The organism is Aquirufa echingensis, assembly GCF_042714525.1.
Classification (GTDB): domain Bacteria; phylum Bacteroidota; class Bacteroidia; order Cytophagales; family Spirosomataceae; genus Aquirufa; species Aquirufa echingensis.
Genome location: NZ_JBBKYA010000004.1, coordinates 340,947 through 357,521 on the forward strand (window position 1 = coordinate 340,947; position 16,575 = coordinate 357,521).

At 42.4% G+C, this 16,575-nt stretch carries 20 protein-coding genes; 15 read left to right on the top strand and 5 right to left on the bottom strand.

The genetic code is table 11. From position 1 onward, the window contains the following. Nucleotide 1 precedes the first annotated feature (1 nt). Both murQ and SKC38_RS09490 read left to right on the top strand, forming a co-directional pair. Nucleotides 2-826 carry an N-acetylmuramic acid 6-phosphate etherase gene (gene murQ / locus SKC38_RS09485; protein WP_377976896.1) on the top strand — a complete coding sequence of 275 codons (825 nt, stop codon included), beginning with the start codon at nt 2-4 and terminating at the stop codon, nt 824-826. A gap of 71 nt (nt 827-897) precedes the next feature. Beyond that, nucleotides 898-1,224, top strand: coding sequence for a c-type cytochrome (locus tag SKC38_RS09490; protein ID WP_316070680.1), 327 nt, complete (start codon nt 898-900; stop codon nt 1,222-1,224). Between the two features lie 51 nt (nt 1,225-1,275). On the opposite strand, the gene SKC38_RS09495 is transcribed toward SKC38_RS09490, so the two are convergent. The 3 genes from SKC38_RS09495 to yihA are packed head-to-tail and all read right to left on the bottom strand — an operon-like array spanning nt 1,276 to nt 2,923. Beyond that, nucleotides 1,276-1,764: a GNAT family N-acetyltransferase gene (locus tag SKC38_RS09495; protein WP_377976897.1), complete on the bottom strand. Its 489-nt coding sequence runs from the start codon at nt 1,762-1,764 to the stop codon at nt 1,276-1,278. 9 nt (nt 1,765-1,773) lie between these two features. After that, nucleotides 1,774-2,274 carry a DUF5606 family protein gene (locus SKC38_RS09500; protein WP_377976898.1) on the bottom strand — a complete coding sequence of 167 codons (501 nt, stop codon included), beginning with the start codon at nt 2,272-2,274 and terminating at the stop codon, nt 1,774-1,776. A 31-nt stretch (nt 2,275-2,305) separates the two neighbouring features. Continuing rightward, nucleotides 2,306-2,923, bottom strand: coding sequence for a ribosome biogenesis GTP-binding protein YihA/YsxC (gene yihA, locus SKC38_RS09505; protein ID WP_377976899.1), 618 nt, complete (start codon nt 2,921-2,923; stop codon nt 2,306-2,308). Between the two features lie 639 nt (nt 2,924-3,562). Here yihA and SKC38_RS09510 point away from each other — a divergent pair. Together SKC38_RS09510 and hemE are read left to right on the top strand one after the other, a co-directional pair. After that, on the top strand, nt 3,563-3,919 hold the full coding sequence (locus tag SKC38_RS09510; protein WP_377976900.1) for a four helix bundle protein: 357 nt from the start codon (nt 3,563-3,565) through the stop codon (nt 3,917-3,919). Between the two features lie 58 nt (nt 3,920-3,977). Next, nucleotides 3,978-5,009, top strand: coding sequence for a uroporphyrinogen decarboxylase (hemE, locus tag SKC38_RS09515; RefSeq protein ID WP_377976901.1), 1,032 nt, complete (start codon nt 3,978-3,980; stop codon nt 5,007-5,009). 48 nt (nt 5,010-5,057) lie between these two features. On the opposite strand, the gene guaB is transcribed toward hemE, so the two are convergent. Further along, nucleotides 5,058-6,527: an IMP dehydrogenase gene (gene guaB, locus SKC38_RS09520; protein ID WP_377976902.1), complete on the bottom strand. Its 1,470-nt coding sequence runs from the start codon at nt 6,525-6,527 to the stop codon at nt 5,058-5,060. A 199-nt stretch (nt 6,528-6,726) separates the two neighbouring features. Here guaB and SKC38_RS09525 point away from each other — a divergent pair, with 199 nt between their 5' ends. Genes SKC38_RS09525 through SKC38_RS09575 form a run of 11 tightly spaced genes read left to right on the top strand, consistent with a single transcriptional unit; the run spans nt 6,727 to nt 15,677 of the window. Next, complete coding sequence (locus tag SKC38_RS09525) at nt 6,727-7,095, top strand: NADH-quinone oxidoreductase subunit A (protein ID WP_377976903.1); 369 nt, start codon at nt 6,727-6,729, stop codon at nt 7,093-7,095. 47 nt (nt 7,096-7,142) lie between these two features. Further along, nucleotides 7,143-7,691 carry an NADH-quinone oxidoreductase subunit B gene (locus SKC38_RS09530; protein WP_377976904.1) on the top strand — a complete coding sequence of 183 codons (549 nt, stop codon included), beginning with the start codon at nt 7,143-7,145 and terminating at the stop codon, nt 7,689-7,691. 2 nt (nt 7,692-7,693) lie between these two features. Beyond that, nucleotides 7,694-8,197 (top strand): NADH-quinone oxidoreductase subunit C, encoded by a 504-nt coding sequence (locus SKC38_RS09535; protein ID WP_377977028.1) that lies wholly within the window; start codon nt 7,694-7,696, stop codon nt 8,195-8,197. A gap of 12 nt (nt 8,198-8,209) precedes the next feature. Continuing rightward, complete coding sequence (locus tag SKC38_RS09540) at nt 8,210-9,445, top strand: NADH-quinone oxidoreductase subunit D (RefSeq protein WP_377976905.1); 1,236 nt, start codon at nt 8,210-8,212, stop codon at nt 9,443-9,445. A gap of 3 nt (nt 9,446-9,448) precedes the next feature. Next, on the top strand, nt 9,449-9,934 hold the full coding sequence (locus SKC38_RS09545) for an NADH-quinone oxidoreductase subunit NuoE family protein (RefSeq protein WP_377976906.1): 486 nt from the start codon (nt 9,449-9,451) through the stop codon (nt 9,932-9,934). 7 nt (nt 9,935-9,941) lie between these two features. Then, complete coding sequence (gene nuoF / locus SKC38_RS09550; RefSeq protein WP_377976907.1) at nt 9,942-11,282, top strand: NADH-quinone oxidoreductase subunit NuoF; 1,341 nt, start codon at nt 9,942-9,944, stop codon at nt 11,280-11,282. Then, nucleotides 11,283-12,440 carry a glycosyltransferase gene (locus SKC38_RS09555; protein ID WP_377976908.1) on the top strand — a complete coding sequence of 386 codons (1,158 nt, stop codon included), beginning with the start codon at nt 11,283-11,285 and terminating at the stop codon, nt 12,438-12,440. Between the two features lie 28 nt (nt 12,441-12,468). Next, nucleotides 12,469-13,494, top strand: a complete 1,026-nt coding sequence (locus SKC38_RS09560; RefSeq protein ID WP_377976909.1) for an NADH-quinone oxidoreductase subunit G — start codon at nt 12,469-12,471, stop codon at nt 13,492-13,494. 3 nt (nt 13,495-13,497) lie between these two features. Further along, the gene (nuoH, locus tag SKC38_RS09565; protein ID WP_377976910.1) at nt 13,498-14,622 is read left to right on the top strand and encodes an NADH-quinone oxidoreductase subunit NuoH; all 1,125 of its coding nucleotides are present in this window, start codon (nt 13,498-13,500) and stop codon (nt 14,620-14,622) included. A 4-nt stretch (nt 14,623-14,626) separates the two neighbouring features. Then, nucleotides 14,627-15,145 carry a NuoI/complex I 23 kDa subunit family protein gene (locus SKC38_RS09570; RefSeq protein ID WP_315577109.1) on the top strand — a complete coding sequence of 173 codons (519 nt, stop codon included), beginning with the start codon at nt 14,627-14,629 and terminating at the stop codon, nt 15,143-15,145. Between the two features lie 7 nt (nt 15,146-15,152). Further along, nucleotides 15,153-15,677 carry an NADH-quinone oxidoreductase subunit J family protein gene (locus SKC38_RS09575; RefSeq protein WP_377976911.1) on the top strand — a complete coding sequence of 175 codons (525 nt, stop codon included), beginning with the start codon at nt 15,153-15,155 and terminating at the stop codon, nt 15,675-15,677. Between the two features lie 69 nt (nt 15,678-15,746). On the opposite strand, the gene SKC38_RS09580 is transcribed toward SKC38_RS09575, so the two are convergent. Then, nucleotides 15,747-16,436 (bottom strand): hypothetical protein, encoded by a 690-nt coding sequence (locus SKC38_RS09580; RefSeq protein WP_377976912.1) that lies wholly within the window; start codon nt 16,434-16,436, stop codon nt 15,747-15,749. Nucleotides 16,437-16,575: the final 139 nt, after the last annotated feature.

Consider the following 16,575-nt stretch of genomic DNA (forward strand, 5'->3'; position numbering starts at 1 on the left):
GATGGCAGAGAATTTAACTTTATTGGCTACAGAATCCGCGTCTCGTTATGAGGATTTAGACAAGCAATCGGTTGATACCTTATTGCGTCAAATCAATGCCGAAGATAAAACGGTTCCCTTGGCTGTGGAGCAAGTTATCCCAAATATTGAGGCCTTGGTGAATCAAATTGTTCCACGTATGGAGCAAGGAGGTCGATTGTTTTATATTGGAGCAGGAACATCGGGTCGTTTGGGTGTAGTTGATGCTTCGGAATGTCCACCAACCTATGGTGTACCTTTTGATATGGTGATCGGTATTATTGCGGGTGGCGATGGTGCGATTCGCAAGGCAGTTGAGAATGCAGAAGATGATCCCATTCAAGCATGGAAAGATATGGAGCGTTATGATATTGGTCCTTTGGATACGGTGATTGGTATTGCAGCATCAGGTCGGACACCCTACGTAATAGGAGGTTTGAAGGAAGCGAATGCACGCGGAATTCTAACGGGCTGTATCGTTTGCAATGGAGGAAGTCCGATTGCGGCGGAAGCTCAATATCCTGTCGAAGTGCTTGTGGGGCCAGAATATGTTACTGGAAGTACGCGCATGAAGTCGGGGACTGCACAAAAATTAGTCTTGAATATGATCTCAACGGCCGTAATGATTCGATTGGGTCGTGTACGCGGGAACAAGATGGTAGATATGCAATTGAGCAATCATAAGTTGGTCTTACGCGCAATACGCATGGTTTGTGAGGCTACAGGTGTTAGCGAAGAAGTAGCTGCCGATTTGTTGGAAAAGCACGGAAGTGTCAGAAATGCGGTAGATTCTGTTGTGAAGGGATAGAATTTTCCCGAAAAAGCATTAATTTGCTCTCAAATAGGGCTTATCCTCAAAAGTATATACGTAAATAACATATGAAAACTATCTCTAAATTTATTATGACCGTGGCACTAGGTGTGGCTGCGTTTGGATTCGAGGCGAAAGCTGAAGATTTTCCGGCTGATATCAAGCCTTTGATGCAAAAGTATACATGCTTTGCATGCCATAAAGTGGATGCACGTTTAGTAGGCCCTGCTTACAAAGATGTGGCTAAGAAGAAATATTCGGTTGATAAGATCGTTGCTTTAATTGCGAAGCCACAGCCATCAAACTGGCCTGGTTATCCTCCAATGGCTCCAATGACAAATGTACCAAAGGAAGATGCGGTTAAATTAGCGAAGTATATTATCTCGTTGAAATAATCAAAACTGAACTAAAATGAAAAAGACCTCGATTTGCATCGAGGTCTTTTTTTATAGTGCTTTGGTCATCCAAATGTCACATCCATCGTGACCGCTATTTCCTAAAGGGCTACAAAGCTTGGTGAAACCTTGCTTTTCATAGATGGAAACGGCTTTGGACAGTTCAGGCATGGATTCCAAGTAGACTTGGGTGTAGCCGTTTTCTTTAGCCCATTCCATGGATTTTTCCATGAGTTTTTTCCCTGTTCCTGTTCCTCGGGCATCTTTATTGACATAAAGTTTGACAAGTTCGCAGGTGCCTTCTGGGAGGTTAGCGGTTGGAAAAATTCCACAGCCTCCGAGAACTTTATTCTGAGAGGTTGCTACAAAATAATATGAGCCCTTCGTCCTGAATAGTTCAAATAGAGCATCTGTTGTGGGGTCGAAGTATACCGTACCCGGCTTATTTGCTCCAAATTCAGTCAACGCAGCTCTGATAATTTCAGCTAGCGCAGCATTGTCTTGGGGCTCAATTGGCCGAATCGTTATGACCTGCTCCATGCCAAATGATTATTTAGCTGCTTTTTTTGCTGCTGGTTTTTTAGCTGCTTTGGGCTCCTTCTCTTCCTTTTCTACTTTCTCTGCTTTAGGTGCTTTTGCAGCCTTCGCTGGGAAAAGTTCAGGAACGTGTGTGAAAAGAATTAGGTACCAACTTAAGATTTTCTTGATATCAGAGGCAAAAACACGATCTGAATCGTAGTTAGGAACTACATCCGCAATGATTGCGAATAATTCAGCATCAGCTGCTTTTTTAGGCTCCAAAGGTAAAGAACCTTGGAATTTTGCATGGATCTGTAAAAACAAATCGGCAAGAGGCAAAGTGCTATCTTGGTGGTCGGCAAGGTAAAGCGAGATGTCTTTCAAGACAGAAATTCTTGTTTGGCCGCCTACGACTGATTTTTGTTTTGCTGCGTCGAGTGTTTCTACGATTACTCCTGTGCGCGTAGGTTTTAACACTTTAAATAATCCGGGTTTACCTGAAATGTGCGCAACTTCGTTTAATAATTCCATGTGTTTATAGCTAATGATGGCTGCAAAAGTATTAAGATTTCCCTATTTTATAAGGGGATGATTGAATTAATTGCTCGATGCTCTTTAAAATATCCTCTCTTCCGACGTGTTTTTCTGCCGATGTGATGAAAATCGGAGGAAGTTCGTCCCACATTTCAAGAAGGAAGTTTTTGTATAAATCGACGCTTTCGTTGACTTGTTTTTGAGATAATTTATCTGCTTTCGTAAAAACGATGTAAAAAGGTATTTCGTCTTCTACCATGCGGTTCATGAATTCGATATCCACTGCTTGAGGCTTCAAGCGAATATCTACAAGCACGAATAGGCAAGTCAGATTTTCGCGGTGAATCAGGTAATCAAAGATCATTTTTTCGAATTCCTTGCGTTTTTCCTTGCTCACTTTCGCAAAACCATATCCAGGTAAATCGACCAAATACCATTTTTCATCAATAATGAAGTGGTTGATTAATTGGGTTTTTCCTGGGGTTTGGGATGTTTTGGCTAAACCTTTGTGAAAAGTCAAGGAATTGATGAGGGATGACTTTCCTACGTTGGAGCGACCAATAAAGGCAAACTCGGGGAATCTTGCTGGCGGACAATTTTTGAAGTCCGTGTTGCTTGTGACAAATTTTGCGTTAATCTGGGCCATCGGGCGAATGTTAATGAAAGGCAAAGGTAGGGAAAATAGTTGTCAGTTGTCAGTGGTCAGTTGTCAGTGGTCAGTTGTCAGTTGTCAGTGGTCGGTTGTCAGTTGACAGTTGTCAGTGGTCGGTTGTCAGTTGACAGTTGTCAGTGGTCGGTTGTCAGTTGACAGTTGACAGTTGTCAGTGGTCGGTGGTCAGTTGCCAGTTGTCAGTGGTCAGTTGTCAGTTGCCAGTTGTCGGTGGTCGGTTGTCAGTTGCCAGTTGTCGGTGGTCAGTTGTAAGTTGTCAGTTGTCAGTGGTCGGTTGTCAGTTGACAGTTGTCAGTGGTCAGTTGTCAGTGGTCAGTTGTCAGTTGTCAGTGGTCGGTTGTCAGTTGTCAGTTGTCAGTGGTCGGTGGTCAGTTGCCAGTTGTCAGTGGTCAGTTGTCAGTGGTCGGTTGTCAGTTGCCAGTTGTCAGTGGTCAGTTGTCAGTGGTCGGTTGTCAGTTGCCAGTTGTCGGTGGTCGGTTGTCAGTTGCCAGTTGTCGGTGGTCAGAATTTATTGCAACGGTCATATTAGTATACTGATATTCTAATTGGATTATAAGTGAAGATTTTGTGTTTTAAAATGTTGATTTGTTTTTTGTGTGACACAAAATCCTACCTATGAAAGTACTCAAATTTGAAGATTTAATTGTTTGGCAAAAATCAATTGTTATCACAGTAAAGCTTTACCGGCATTTTGAAAAACACCCTGATTTTGGCTATTCAAATCAAATTAGAAGAGCGTCAGTTTCAATCTCAAATAATATTGCCGAAGGATTCGATCGGTCTACTCCTAAAGATTTTAATCGGTTTTTATATATTGCCAAAGGCTCTTGTAGTGAGGTCAAATCTATGCTTTTTCTAGGATTTCAACTAGGTTATTTCTCTGATTTGGAGATGCATCAATATTTTACGGAGGTAGATGAAATTGGTAAAATGCTTTTCGGTTTATCTAAGTCGCTAGATCGAAAAAACTAACTGACCACAGTCTACTGACAACTGACCACTGACTTTTTTTTCTTACCTTTGCCCCCGTATGGAAAAACTACAAAACGACCTCATCCTTCGCGCTGCGCAGGGATTACCTGTGGAACGAGTACCTGTTTGGGTGATGCGACAAGCAGGCAGGATTTTACCTGAATACCGTGAAGTGCGTGCGAAAGCAGGTTCATTTATAGGTTTAGCGACCAATCCTGAGATGGCGGCGGAGGTAACGATCCAACCGGTTGATCGTTTTGGCGTAGATGCTGCGATTATATTCTCAGACATTCTTGTTGTTCCTGAAGCGATGGGTTTACCTTACTTAATGGAAGAGCAAAAAGGTCCTGTTTTTCCTGATGTCATTCGTTCAAAAGCTGATTTAGCGAAAATACGGGATGCGAATCCTGAAGAGGATTTGAAATATGTATTGGATGCCATCAAAATTGTTAAAAAAGAACTTGCAGGACGCGTTCCTTTGATCGGTTTTGCCGGTGCTCCATTCACTATCTTTTGTTACATGGTAGAAGGGAAAGGTTCCAAAACGTTCTCTCAAGCCAAAAAAATGCTCTACGCAGAGCCAGAATTAGCTCATGCCTTATTGCAGAAGATTACCGATTCCACCATTGCTTATTTGAAAGCACAGGTTGCAGCGGGTGCGAATTTATTGCAGATTTTTGATTCTTGGGCAGGTATTTTATCTCCTGTGCAGTATAGCGCTTTTTCAACGCCCTATTTAAAACAGATTTGTGATGCCATTCAAGATGTGCCTGTGACACTTTTCGCCAAAGGTGCTTTCTTCGCTCGGGAAGAAATGGCTCAATTAAATTGTGCAACCATCGGCCTGGACTGGAACATGGATATCGCTGAATCACGAAAATTAGTTGGCCCCAATAAATCCTTGCAAGGGAATTTAGATCCCTGTGCGCTTTATGGAGATTTCAAAACCGTTGAAGCGGAAACCAAAGCGATGTTGAAAGCCTTTGGGACACAACGTTATATTGCGAACCTTGGGCATGGCGTTTATCCGGATATTCATCCCGACAAAGTTCAATGTTTCGTGGATACGATTCAGAATTATCAAGCATAAAAAAAGGCCTCGCGATAAACGAGGCCTTTTTAATTTCATTCAATAAACTTATTTCGCTGAATAGTTCGGCGCTTCTTTCGAGATACTCACATCATGTGGGTGACTTTCTTTCACACCTGCTGAAGTGATTTTAACGAATTTAGCTTGTTGCATCGCTTCGATTGAAGAAGCTCCGCAATATCCCATACCGGCTTTTAATCCGCCAACCATTTGGTATAGAATTTCAGTTACAGAACCTTTGAACGGTACGCGGCCTACAATTCCTTCTGGGACTAATTTTTTGATATCATCTTCCGCATCTTGGAAATAACGGTCTTTCGATCCATCTTCCATTGCCTCCAATGAACCCATTCCGCGGTAGGATTTGAATTTACGTCCTTCCAAAATAATCATTTCACCTGGAGCTTCGTCGGTTCCTGCTAGTAACGAACCCATCATGACTGTGCTTGCGCCCCCAGCGATAGCTTTCGCCACATCACCTGAATAACGAATACCTCCATCTGCGATGACAGGAACGTCAAATGCTTGTAATGCTTTTGCTGCTTCGTAAACTGCGGTCAATTGGGGCATACCCACACCGGCGATGATACGCGTAGTGCAAATACTTCCTGGACCCACACCAACTTTTACGGCATCAGCTCCAGCTTTTGCCAAGGCTACGGCTGCTTCGCCGGTTGCAATATTTCCTACAATGACGTCTAAGTTAGGGAAGGATTTCTTCACCGACTTCAATGCGTCAATAACTCCTTTGGAATGTCCGTGAGCCGTATCAATACTAATGACATCTACTCCTACATTCACTAATGCTTGCACGCGATCCAATAAATCAGGCGTAACACCCACGGCAGCGCCTACACGTAGTCGGCCTAAGGAATCTTTCGATGCCAATGGGTGCGACTTACGTTTTAAAATATCTTTATAAGTAATCAAACCGATTAATTTGCCGTTTTTGTCAATTATAGGCAATTTCTCGATTTTGTATTCTTGCAAAATGCTCTCGGCTTCTTCCATGCTGATGCCTTCTTTGGCCGTGATCAAATTGTCTTTGGTCATGATTTCAGCTACAGGACGTGATGTTTGCTTTTGAAAGCGTAAATCGCGGTTGGTCAAAATCCCGACCAAATGACCTTTGTCGTCAATCACCGGAATGCCACCAATTTTGAATTCCTTCATGATGCGTTGTGCATCGCCTAAAGTTTGGTTGTCTTTTAACGTAACGGGATCGATGATCATTCCTGACTCCGAACGCTTTACCTTGCGAACCTGAGCGGCTTGCTGGTCGATTGTCATGTTCTTATGAATGATTCCAATTCCACCTTCTTGGGCTAGAGCAATAGCTAAGTCGGCTTCTGTCACTGTATCCATCGCTGCTGAAACGATCGGAATATTTAACGTGATGTTGCGTGTTAGGCGAGATTGTGTGCTAACCTCACGAGGTAAAACCTCTGAATAAGCAGGTAATAACAATACGTCGTCGTATGTTAAGGCCTCAAAAAGAAATTTGTTGGAATCGAGCATGGCAAATAATTTGATGGAGTGTAAGAACTACTCTTATTTGCCGGACAAAATTACAGGATTTTTTTGAATTTTTTGTACCTCGCCGAAAAAATACTTGTTTCGTCGAATAGGCTGATTTTTGCCTGTGATTTTTTCGTCAAAAATCTGAAATTTTAGATTTTATACAGTAAATTGCGGCTTCATTTTATAAGCCTTTGTCATGAACTATCAACCTCAAGATTTTCTGCCGATATTCGTTCAGCTATTGGCAGCATTAGCCTTTATTTTCGCAACGATGTTTGCGACACATGCCTTGGGTCCTAAGCGCCATTCGGCAAAGAAGGATGATACCTTTGAGTGTGGGATTGAATCCATTGGAGATGCGCGTACGCCTATTTCAGTTAAGTATTTCTTAGTGGCGATTTTATTCGTGCTTTTTGATATTGAAATCGTGTTTATGTACCCATGGGCGGTTAATTTCCGCGAATTGTCATGGAATGGTTTTTATGATATGCTCGTATTTATGGGTTTATTGTTGGCCGGTTTCGTCTACGTAATCAAAAAAGGAATTTTAAAGTGGGAAAAATAAACATATTGGCCCAGCCAAAGTTTATGTATTCAACAGATAGATAAGATATGAGTAATTCAACGGTTCAAGTTGCTGAAGCGCCTCCAGGAGTAGAGGGAGCAGGTTTTTTTGCAACAAGTTTAGATAATTTAGTCGGACTGGCTCGCGCAAATTCGCTTTGGCCATTGCCATTTGCGACGTCTTGTTGCGGGATTGAGTTTATGTCGACGATGGCATCTCATTACGATATTGGCCGTTTTGGTGCTGAGCGTTTGAGTTTTTCTGCTCGTCAGGCAGATGTATTGATGGTGATGGGTACAATTTCCAAGAAAATGGCACCTGTAGTGAAGCAAGTGTATCTTCAAATGGCTGAGCCACGTTGGGTATTGTCTGTAGGGGCTTGTGCTTGTTCAGGCGGTATTTTTGATACATATTCCGTTTTACAAGGCATTGATCGAATCATTCCTGTGGATGTTTATGTGCCTGGTTGCCCACCACGTCCTGAGCAAATTTTGGATGGCTTTATGCAAATCCAGGAATTGGCTAAAAACGAATCGACACGCCGTAGAAACGAGCCGGAATACAAGGCTTTGTTGGCATCTTACGGTATAGAATAACAATAATGGAGAATCAACAAATAACAGATGCATTGCAAGCGCAGTTTGGTGCGGATGCCGTGTATGGTGTGACCGAGTCGCATGGTATTTTGCAGTTTACAACAGGGGTAGACAACATCGTTCCGATGTTACACTTTTTGTATGCACATCCTGAATTTAAATTTCAGTTTTTAACTGATTTGGCAGGTATTCATTTTCCAGATGCCAAAGGGCAAGAATTAGGTGTTATTTATCATGTGCACAGTTTGGAAAACAATGTGCGTTTGATGATTAAGGCCTATGCGCCGATTGATGCACCGCATTTCCCAACGATCACAGGTTTGTATGCTGCGGCCAACTGGATGGAGCGTGAGGCATTTGATTTTTACGGAATCTTGTTTGATGGTCATCCTAATTTGACTCGTATCTTGAATATGGACGAGATGGATTACCACCCGATGCGTAAGGAATATCCTTTAGAGGATGCGACGCGTCATGATAAAATTGATGAATTATTTGGACGATAAAAGCGACAAAGCATGTCAGAAGTAGCCTTAGTAAATAATCCAAATGTAGGTTTAGATAAGACGCAAAAGGGCGGTCCTTATGTAAATGAGCTATCCACGCTTAATTTAGGTCCTACGCACCCTGCCACACACGGTATCTTCCAAAACATCTTAACGATGGATGGGGAAACGATTGTGGATGCCGAACAAACCGTGGGGTATATCCACCGTGCGTTTGAAAAAATTGCGGAGCGTCGTCCTTTTTACCAAATCACAACCTTAACTGACCGGATGAACTATTGTTCAGCGCCTATTAATAATATGGGCTGGCACATGACGGTTGAGAAATTATTAGGTATTGAAGTTCCTAAGCGCGCGCAATATATGCGTGTGATTATGATGGAACTTGCTCGTTTAACGGATCACATTGTATGTAATTCAATTTTGGCTGTGGACACGGGAGCCTTGACAGGTTTCTTGTATGTGTACCAATGGCGCGAGTTTATCTACGAGATTTATGAAGAGATGTGCGGTGCGCGTTTGACAACCAATATGGGTCGTTTTGGTGGTATGGAGCGTGATTTTACGCCAGTTGCCATCGAGAAGATTCATAAATTGTTGAAAGAGTTACCAGCGGCTTTGAAGGAATTTGAAGGTATGGTTATGCGTAATCGTATTTTCATGGATCGTACACAAAATGTGGGCGGTATTTCCGCAGAGCGTGCTTTGAATTATGGATTTACGGGTCCGAATTTACGTGCTGCGGGTGTTGATTATGATGTGCGTGCCATGAATCCATATTCTTCGTATGAAGATTTTGAATTTGATGTGCCTGTGGGAACGAAGGGTGATACCTATGATCGTTTCTTAGTGCGTGAAGAGGAGATGTGGCAAAGTTTACGCATTATCCAACAAGCGATCGATAATCTTCCGGAAGGGCCATATCATGCAGATGCGCCACATTATTATTTGCCAAACAAACAAGATGTTTACCACAACATGGAGGCATTAATCTATCACTTTAAAATTGTGATGGGTGAAATTGATGCTCCTGTAGGTGAAGTTTACCATTCGGTTGAGGGTGGAAACGGTGAATTAGGATTCTATTTGGTTTCTGACGGTGGCCGGACGCCATATCGTTTGAAATTCCGCCGACCAGGTTATATTTATTACCAAGCTTTCCCTGAAATGATTAAGGGAACAACCTTATCAGATGCGATCGTAACGATGTCATCAATGAACGTAATTGCAGGAGAGTTAGATACATAAGACATGAGCAACATTGTTTTCCCAGCAGAAACGCTGGACTTAGTTAAAAAAATCATTGCCCGTTATCCGGAAGGAAAACAGAAGTCGGCCTTATTGCCTATTCTTCATTTAGCGCAAGCTGAGTGGAAATGGTGTTCACCAGAGGTGATGGACTACGTAGCTTCTTTGCTTTCCATTAGTTCGATTGAGGTATATGAAGTGGCTACCTTTTACACAATGTTCCATTTGGAGCCCGTGGGAGAGCATGTGATTGAGTATTGTCGGACAGGTCCTTGTTGTTTGATGGGTGGCGTAGAAGTTTATGATCACTTGAAGAAGCGTTTGGGAATCCAAACAGGAGAGACGACGAAGGATGGTAAGTTTACGATCAAAGAAGTTGAATGTTTAGCTGCTTGCGGTTGGGGTCCTGTATTCCAAATTCGTGAGAAGTATTACATGCATTTGACGAATGAGAAAGTAGATCAGATTATTGACGAATTAAGCAAATAAGCCGAGGATGAAGATATTAACGCAACATATTGACGTACCAGGAATTGAGACAATCGACGTTTTTATGAAAAACGGAGGTTACAAGGCGGTGGAGAAAGCGATCAAAACGATGACGCCGGATGAGGTGACGGAAGAAGTGAAGAAATCGGGATTACGAGGTCGTGGAGGTGCAGGTTTTCCTGTGGGTATGAAATGGTCGTTTTTGGCTAAGCCCGAAGGTGTGCCTCGTTATTTGGTTTGTAATGCGGATGAGTCAGAGCCTGGAACGTTCAAGGATCACTATTTGATGTGGAAAACCCCACATACCTTGATCGAAGGAATGATTGTTTCCAGCTTTGCTTTGGGTGCGAATACATCTTATATCTATGTACGTGGTGAGTTGATGTATGTCATCAATATCCTTGAAAAAGCGATTCAAGAGGCTTACGACAAAGGTTTATTAGGAAAAAATATTTTAGGGTCTGGCTATGATTTAGACCTTTTTGTACAACCGGGTGGTGGAGCATACATCTGTGGAGAAGAAACAGCTTTGTTGGAATCTTTAGAAGGAAAACGTGGAAATCCACGTAATAAACCTCCTTTTCCAGCTGTGAAAGGTTTGTGGCAAAGTCCTACGGTGGTCAACAATGTGGAGTCGATTTCGGCGACATCTTGGATAGTCAACAATGGAGGAGATGCTTATGCGGCCATTGGAGTAGGTCGTAGTACAGGAACGAAATTAATTTCGGCCTCTGGACACATTAAGAAACCGGGTGTATATGAGATTCCTTTGGGAATTACGGTAGAAGAGTTTATTTATTCAGATGCGTATTGCGGAGGAATTCGTGATGGACATAAATTAAAAGCTGTGGTGGCTGGAGGTTCTTCTGTGCCGATTTTATCAGCGGAAAATATTTTAACAACGGAAGCGGGTGAAAAACGTTTGATGACGTATGAATCACTTTCTGAAGGAGGATTTGCGACGGGAACGATGTTGGGTTCAGGTGGTTTTATCGTCATGGATGAGACAACTTGTATTGTACATAATACCTTGACATTTGCGCGTTTTTATCACCATGAATCTTGTGGACAATGTTCGCCTTGTCGGGAAGGTACGGGTTGGATGGATAAGGTCATCAAACGTATTGAAACGGGAAAAGGTCGCATGGAAGACATCGATTTATTGGTGGATGTGGCGAAGAAGATTGAAGGAAATACGATTTGTCCATTGGGTGATGCTGCTTCATGGCCAGTTGCAGCGGCAATTCGTCATTTCAGTGATGAATTTGAATGGCATGTAACACATCCAGAAGAAGCTACAAAACCAGGTGCTGTTTACATGCGTCCGGGGGCGAGTTGGACAAAATAAATGTTAGAGCGTAAGAAGCTATTTGTTGGACATGACGCAAATCGTGCAGGTGCTCAATTGGTTCTTTTACATTGGTTAAGAGAACGCAAAGCGAGAGGATTGTCTAATTTTTTGCTTTTGGTTGAAGGGGGGAGTTTATTACAAGAATATAAAAAAGTGGCCAAAGTTTGGGTCTGGAAAACAGATATTCCATTTTGGTTTAAGATTAAACAAAGGATTCCAAAAATAAAAAGTCGGCAGGCTTGGAATCATGAACCCAGTGAACAAAAGGTTCTGGGTATTTTGAAATCATTGAGAAATGAGGCATTTACGAGTATCCTTGGAAACACGGTATCATCGGTTGGCCTGTTACGCGAATTGGCTTCATTACAGATTCCTATGGAGGTTTATGTGCATGAATTAAGCCATTCGATTGCAACTTATACAACTGCTTTGGATCGTACATTTTTAGCAACGGGTATCCAGAGGTTATATGCTGTATCCAACATGGTAAAAAATGTTTTGGAGACAGATTTAGCTGTAGATGCAAATAAAATTGCGCTGCTTCCGCCCATCATTGAACTTCATGAGCAAGAACAATCGCACAAGTCGTTTATTCGGGAGAATTTAGGCATTCCTGTTGATGCGAAAATTGTATTTAGTTGCGGATTAGCGGAATGGCGAAAAGCGCCTGACGTGTTTTTGGAAGTAGCGAAGAAATTAATTGTTAAGATGCCAAAGGTGCATTTTATCTGGTTGGGGATGTTGGAAAATGAATATTCTGACGACTTAATTGCAAATACGGCCATTTGGGATTCGAAGAAACAAGTGCATTTGTTGCCTGTTTGTTCGGATAGTAGGCCGTATTTTGAGGCGATGGATGTGTTTTTTCTTTCGTCACGTGAGGATCCATTTCCTTTGGTGATGTTAGAAGCGGCACATGTAGGAAAGCCGATTGTAGGTGTGCGTGCGAGTGGAGGAGTGAATGATTTCCTACAAGGATTGGATGAATTATTAGTAGAGAGTTGGGATGTGGATGTTTTGGTGGACAAAATTAGTTCACTATTGCAATTAAGTCCTGAACAATTAGCTGGATATCAACAAAACTTAAAAGAGCGTGCTGTTCAGTATTCAGCAGCCTTATTTATGGACCGATGGGCCCAATTACAAAGCAAATAACCGGGATTAACCCGCTAGATGATAGATTATGAAAGTAACGATTGACAACATCACCCTGGAAGTAGAACCGGGAACCACCATTATGCAGGCCGCACGTATGATCGGTCCTGAGGTGGCACCTCCTGCGATGTGTTATTATGAACCATTGAAGGGTTCTGGTGGTAAATGCCGGGCTTGTTTGGTTAAAGTGACTGCGGGTTCTGAAAAAGATCCACGTCCGATGCCCAAATTGGTTCCTGCCTGTATCACAGCCGTTCAAGATGGGATGATTGTAGAGAATACGGTGAATGAGCAAGTTTTAGAAACGCGCAAGGGCATTGTAGAATTTTTGTTGTTGAATCACCCGTTGGATTGTCCAGTATGTGATCAAGCTGGTGAATGTCATTTACAAGATTTTTCATTTGAGCATGGTGTTTCATCTACGCGCACCGTGGAAGATCGGAATACATTTGAGCCGGTTGATTTAGGTGATAATATCAAGTTGAACATGAACCGTTGCATCTTGTGCTACCGTTGTGTTTACACGGCTGACCAGATTACAGATGGTCGGGTACATGGCGTGATGCATCGCGGGGATCATGCAGAAATCAGTACCTACATCGAGAAAGCGATTGATAATGATTTTTCTGGAAACGTGATTGACGTGTGTCCAGTAGGAGCTTTGACTGATAAGACTTATCGTTTCAAGAGCCGTGTTTGGTTCTCGAAGCCGATGGATGCGCATTGCTCATGCGACAAATGTTCGGGTAATGTGACTTTGTGGTACCGTGGTGATGAGGTGATTCGTGTGACGGGTCGTAAGAATGAATGGGGTGAATTGAAAGAGTTTATCTGCAATACATGTCGTTTTGATCGCAAGAAAACGAGCGATTGGACGATTGAAGGGCCAACAAACGTTTCGCGTCATTCTGTGATTTCAGCGAATAAATATGGAGCGGGCTTGATCCGTCCTGCCTTCCCAATTGCGCAAGCGGCACGTGATTACAAATTAATTGATGATGATCGTGACCGTAGTTTTTTAACGAATCAAGCAAGTTTACCTGCAAAGAAATAGGATATGGAATTAATGAATGATGTTTTTACGGCCAAAGCCATTTTCATCGGAATCGTATTTGCGATTACCTTGGGTGTAGCGGCTTATTCAACGTATTTTGAGCGGAAGATTGCCGCTTTCATGCAAGACCGTATTGGTCCAGATCGTGCAGGGCCTTTCGGTATTTTGCAACCTTTAGCGGATGCAGTTAAGATGTTCATGAAGGAAGATTTTATCCCCGCAAATTCAAATAAATGGTTGTTTATCGCAGGTCCATGTTTGTCGATGCTAACAGCCTTAATGACTTCTGCTGTGGTTCCTTTCGGGGATACCGTGACAGTAGCTGGTGTAACCTTTGACTTACAGGGTATCGATGTAAACATCGGTATTTTATGGGTTTTTGGAATTGTATCCTTAGGTGTTTATGGAATTTTAGTAGGTGGCTGGGCTTCGAATAACAAGTATTCGTTGTTGGGAGCCATTCGTGCGGCATCACAGAATATCTCGTATGAGTTAGCGATGGGTATGTCGATTATCGCAATTTTGATGCTTTCAGGTTCATTGTCGACGAAGGCGATTGTAGAAACCCAACAAGCCGGTCACTGGAATATCTTACAACAACCGATTGGCTTTGTGATCTTCTTGATTTGCGCGTTTGCGGAATGTAATCGTACGCCTTTCGACTTACCTGAGTGTGAGACGGAATTGATTGGGGGATATCACACGGAATATTCATCGATGAAGTTGGGCTTTTATCTGTTCGCGGAATATATCAACATGTTTATTTCAGGAGCGGTGATGGCAACTTTGTTTTTTGGTGGTTATGATTATCCAGGATATTCATTTGTAGCGGCTCAATTGGGTTCTAACGCGGCTGCCTTCATTGGAATGGGTGCATTGATCGGGAAGGCCTTATTATTTGTCTTTGTATTCATGTGGGTACGTTGGACATTGCCTCGTTTCCGTTATGACCAATTGATGGGATTAGGTTGGACAGGGTTGATTCCTTTGTCGATGTTCAATGTCGTGGTAACGGGATTTGGTATATTAATTGACCAACCGATTCTTGCGGGAATAGGTGGTATTGTTATTTTGTTTGTGGGTTTAATCGTGAATGATGCCCTATCAAGAAAGAAAAAAATAGCTTAGGCATATGAAGTTAAGTAATAAAACAAAGGTGTTAGAGCAAGGTGAAATGACCTTGGCTGAGCGCATGTATCTTCCTGCGATTGTGGGCGGTATGGCAACGACCCTAAAGCACTTTTTCTCAAAGCCGGTAACGATTCGTTACCCGGAACAACAACGTTACTTAGGTCCGATTTACCGCGGTCATCACATTTTGAAGAAAGATGAGCAAGGCGCAGAGCGTTGTACAGCATGTGGTTTATGTGCGGTGGCTTGTCCAGCGGAGGCGATTTCGATGGTAGCCGAAGAGCGTAAGAAAGGGGAGGAGCATTTGTACCGCGAAGAGAAATATGCGAAAGTGTATGAAATCAATATGTTGCGTTGCATCTTCTGCGGCTTGTGTGAGGAGGCTTGTCCGAAAGAAGCCATCTTCTTGCGTCATGACAAAATGGTACCTGTATTTAGTACTCGCGACGAAGTGATTTACGGGAAAGATAAATTAGTAGAAAACATGGACCAGCGCTACTTGCGTGACGGTTGGAAATAATCATATTATGGAGATTACAAATATTTGGTATTTTCTGTCAGCCTTGACACTTTTGAGTGCACTGATGGTCGTTTTTGCAAAAAATCCCATTCACAGCGTTTTGTATCTGGTGTTTACATTCTTCTGTATTTCAGGTCATTATGTGTTGTTGAACGCACAGTTTTTGATGGCCGTGAATATCATCGTTTACGCGGGGGCTATCATGGTTTTATTCCTTTTCGTAATCATGATGTTGGATTTGCGTAAGAATATGCCAGAATCAAAAAGTTCAATGGTGAAATTAGCGGGTTCTGTTGTTGCTGGAACTTTATTAGTGATTTTAGTGGCTGCTTTCCACAAGAATTCAATGCCAGCGCCTACGGCTGAAAATACAGCGAATTTTACCTCACAAACAGGTATGGTAGAGAATCTAGGAAAGGTTCTTTATTCTGAGTATCTATTGCCTTTCGAATTAGTTTCTATTTTGTTCTTTGTAGCTATGGTGGGTGCCGTGTTATTAGGTAAACGCGAAGCTGGCGAACGAAATTTTTAATCAGACTAGACGTCAAAATAAAAGGCTGCTCCAACCGGGGCAGCCTTTTTTATGTAGATCAATCTAATTTTACTTTTTCTTTGTTTTTAAGCTTCGGTCAAATAAGCCTACTTTAAGTCCTACTGTGCCTACAAATCCGCGCATGGCATCGGTGCTATTTTCACCTACCGCGAAGCGGTAATTGGCTCCAGTAAAGACGCGCAAGTGCTTCAATACATTTAACTCAACTTGTACACCGGGTTGGATTCCTAATGATTTAGGGCCATCCCAAAACATGCCGCCATCACGCATTCCACCATGTCCACCCATAATTGGATTCGGTTGGGTATTGGGATCCATGATTCCGATGGGTGCTACTTCATTTCGCGACGTAATAGCGCCAATTAATAAAGGAAAGCTTAAATGAATTAATTTGTTTGCCTTCGCTGTATATGCGATCGAAAGCGCGTGAAATTGCTGACCTAGTTGAGGTGCCATCGCAAAATCATCGCGATTTCCACGAAGACTACGGGTAAATGATCCGCCAATTTCCCATTTGTTATTCAGGTGTAAGGCCAGAGCCATCCCCGCTTGTGGGCCCATGGGACCAAACTGAAAGGTTGGTGAAACGGACAGTCCGAATGAATTGATTTTTCCTTGGAACAGGGTTTGAATTTTTTTTGTACTGTCTTGTTTAATCAGTACGGTTTGTTGGGCGTTTAGTTGTGTTGATGCGAACAAGGCTAAACTGCATGCGATTAGGCGGATTGAATAGTTCATGTATGGGTTTATTTAATTGCTCTGCAAGCTATATTATTTTTTTGAGCCTTTACAAGAGATTCGATATGTTAACTGATTTTGTTGACGAACGCCTTCATATAATTAAATCTGCATGATCTGTTCGCTAGTCGACAAGATT

Coding starts and splice junctions, on each gene's coding strand:
- nuoF (WP_377976907.1), top strand. CDS start 9,942: ATGAAGATATTAACGCAACATATTGACGTACCAGGAATTGAGACAATC.
- hemE (WP_377976901.1), top strand. CDS start 3,978: ATGGAAAAACTACAAAACGACCTCATCCTTCGCGCTGCGCAGGGATTA.
- SKC38_RS09555 (WP_377976908.1), top strand. CDS start 11,283: ATGTTAGAGCGTAAGAAGCTATTTGTTGGACATGACGCAAATCGTGCA.
- SKC38_RS09495 (WP_377976897.1), bottom strand. CDS start 1,764: ATGGAGCAGGTCATAACGATTCGGCCAATTGAGCCCCAAGACAATGCT.
- SKC38_RS09580 (WP_377976912.1), bottom strand. CDS start 16,436: ATGAACTATTCAATCCGCCTAATCGCATGCAGTTTAGCCTTGTTCGCA.
- SKC38_RS09530 (WP_377976904.1), top strand. CDS start 7,143: ATGAGTAATTCAACGGTTCAAGTTGCTGAAGCGCCTCCAGGAGTAGAG.
- SKC38_RS09540 (WP_377976905.1), top strand. CDS start 8,210: ATGTCAGAAGTAGCCTTAGTAAATAATCCAAATGTAGGTTTAGATAAG.
- yihA (WP_377976899.1), bottom strand. CDS start 2,923: ATGGCCCAGATTAACGCAAAATTTGTCACAAGCAACACGGACTTCAAA.
- guaB (WP_377976902.1), bottom strand. CDS start 6,527: ATGCTCGATTCCAACAAATTTCTTTTTGAGGCCTTAACATACGACGAC.
- nuoH (WP_377976910.1), top strand. CDS start 13,498: ATGGAATTAATGAATGATGTTTTTACGGCCAAAGCCATTTTCATCGGA.
- SKC38_RS09570 (WP_315577109.1), top strand. CDS start 14,627: ATGAAGTTAAGTAATAAAACAAAGGTGTTAGAGCAAGGTGAAATGACC.
- SKC38_RS09525 (WP_377976903.1), top strand. CDS start 6,727: ATGAACTATCAACCTCAAGATTTTCTGCCGATATTCGTTCAGCTATTG.
- SKC38_RS09575 (WP_377976911.1), top strand. CDS start 15,153: ATGGAGATTACAAATATTTGGTATTTTCTGTCAGCCTTGACACTTTTG.
- SKC38_RS09545 (WP_377976906.1), top strand. CDS start 9,449: ATGAGCAACATTGTTTTCCCAGCAGAAACGCTGGACTTAGTTAAAAAA.
- SKC38_RS09500 (WP_377976898.1), bottom strand. CDS start 2,274: ATGGAATTATTAAACGAAGTTGCGCACATTTCAGGTAAACCCGGATTA.
- SKC38_RS09510 (WP_377976900.1), top strand. CDS start 3,563: ATGAAAGTACTCAAATTTGAAGATTTAATTGTTTGGCAAAAATCAATT.
- murQ (WP_377976896.1), top strand. CDS start 2: ATGGCAGAGAATTTAACTTTATTGGCTACAGAATCCGCGTCTCGTTAT.
- SKC38_RS09560 (WP_377976909.1), top strand. CDS start 12,469: ATGAAAGTAACGATTGACAACATCACCCTGGAAGTAGAACCGGGAACC.
- SKC38_RS09490 (WP_316070680.1), top strand. CDS start 898: ATGAAAACTATCTCTAAATTTATTATGACCGTGGCACTAGGTGTGGCT.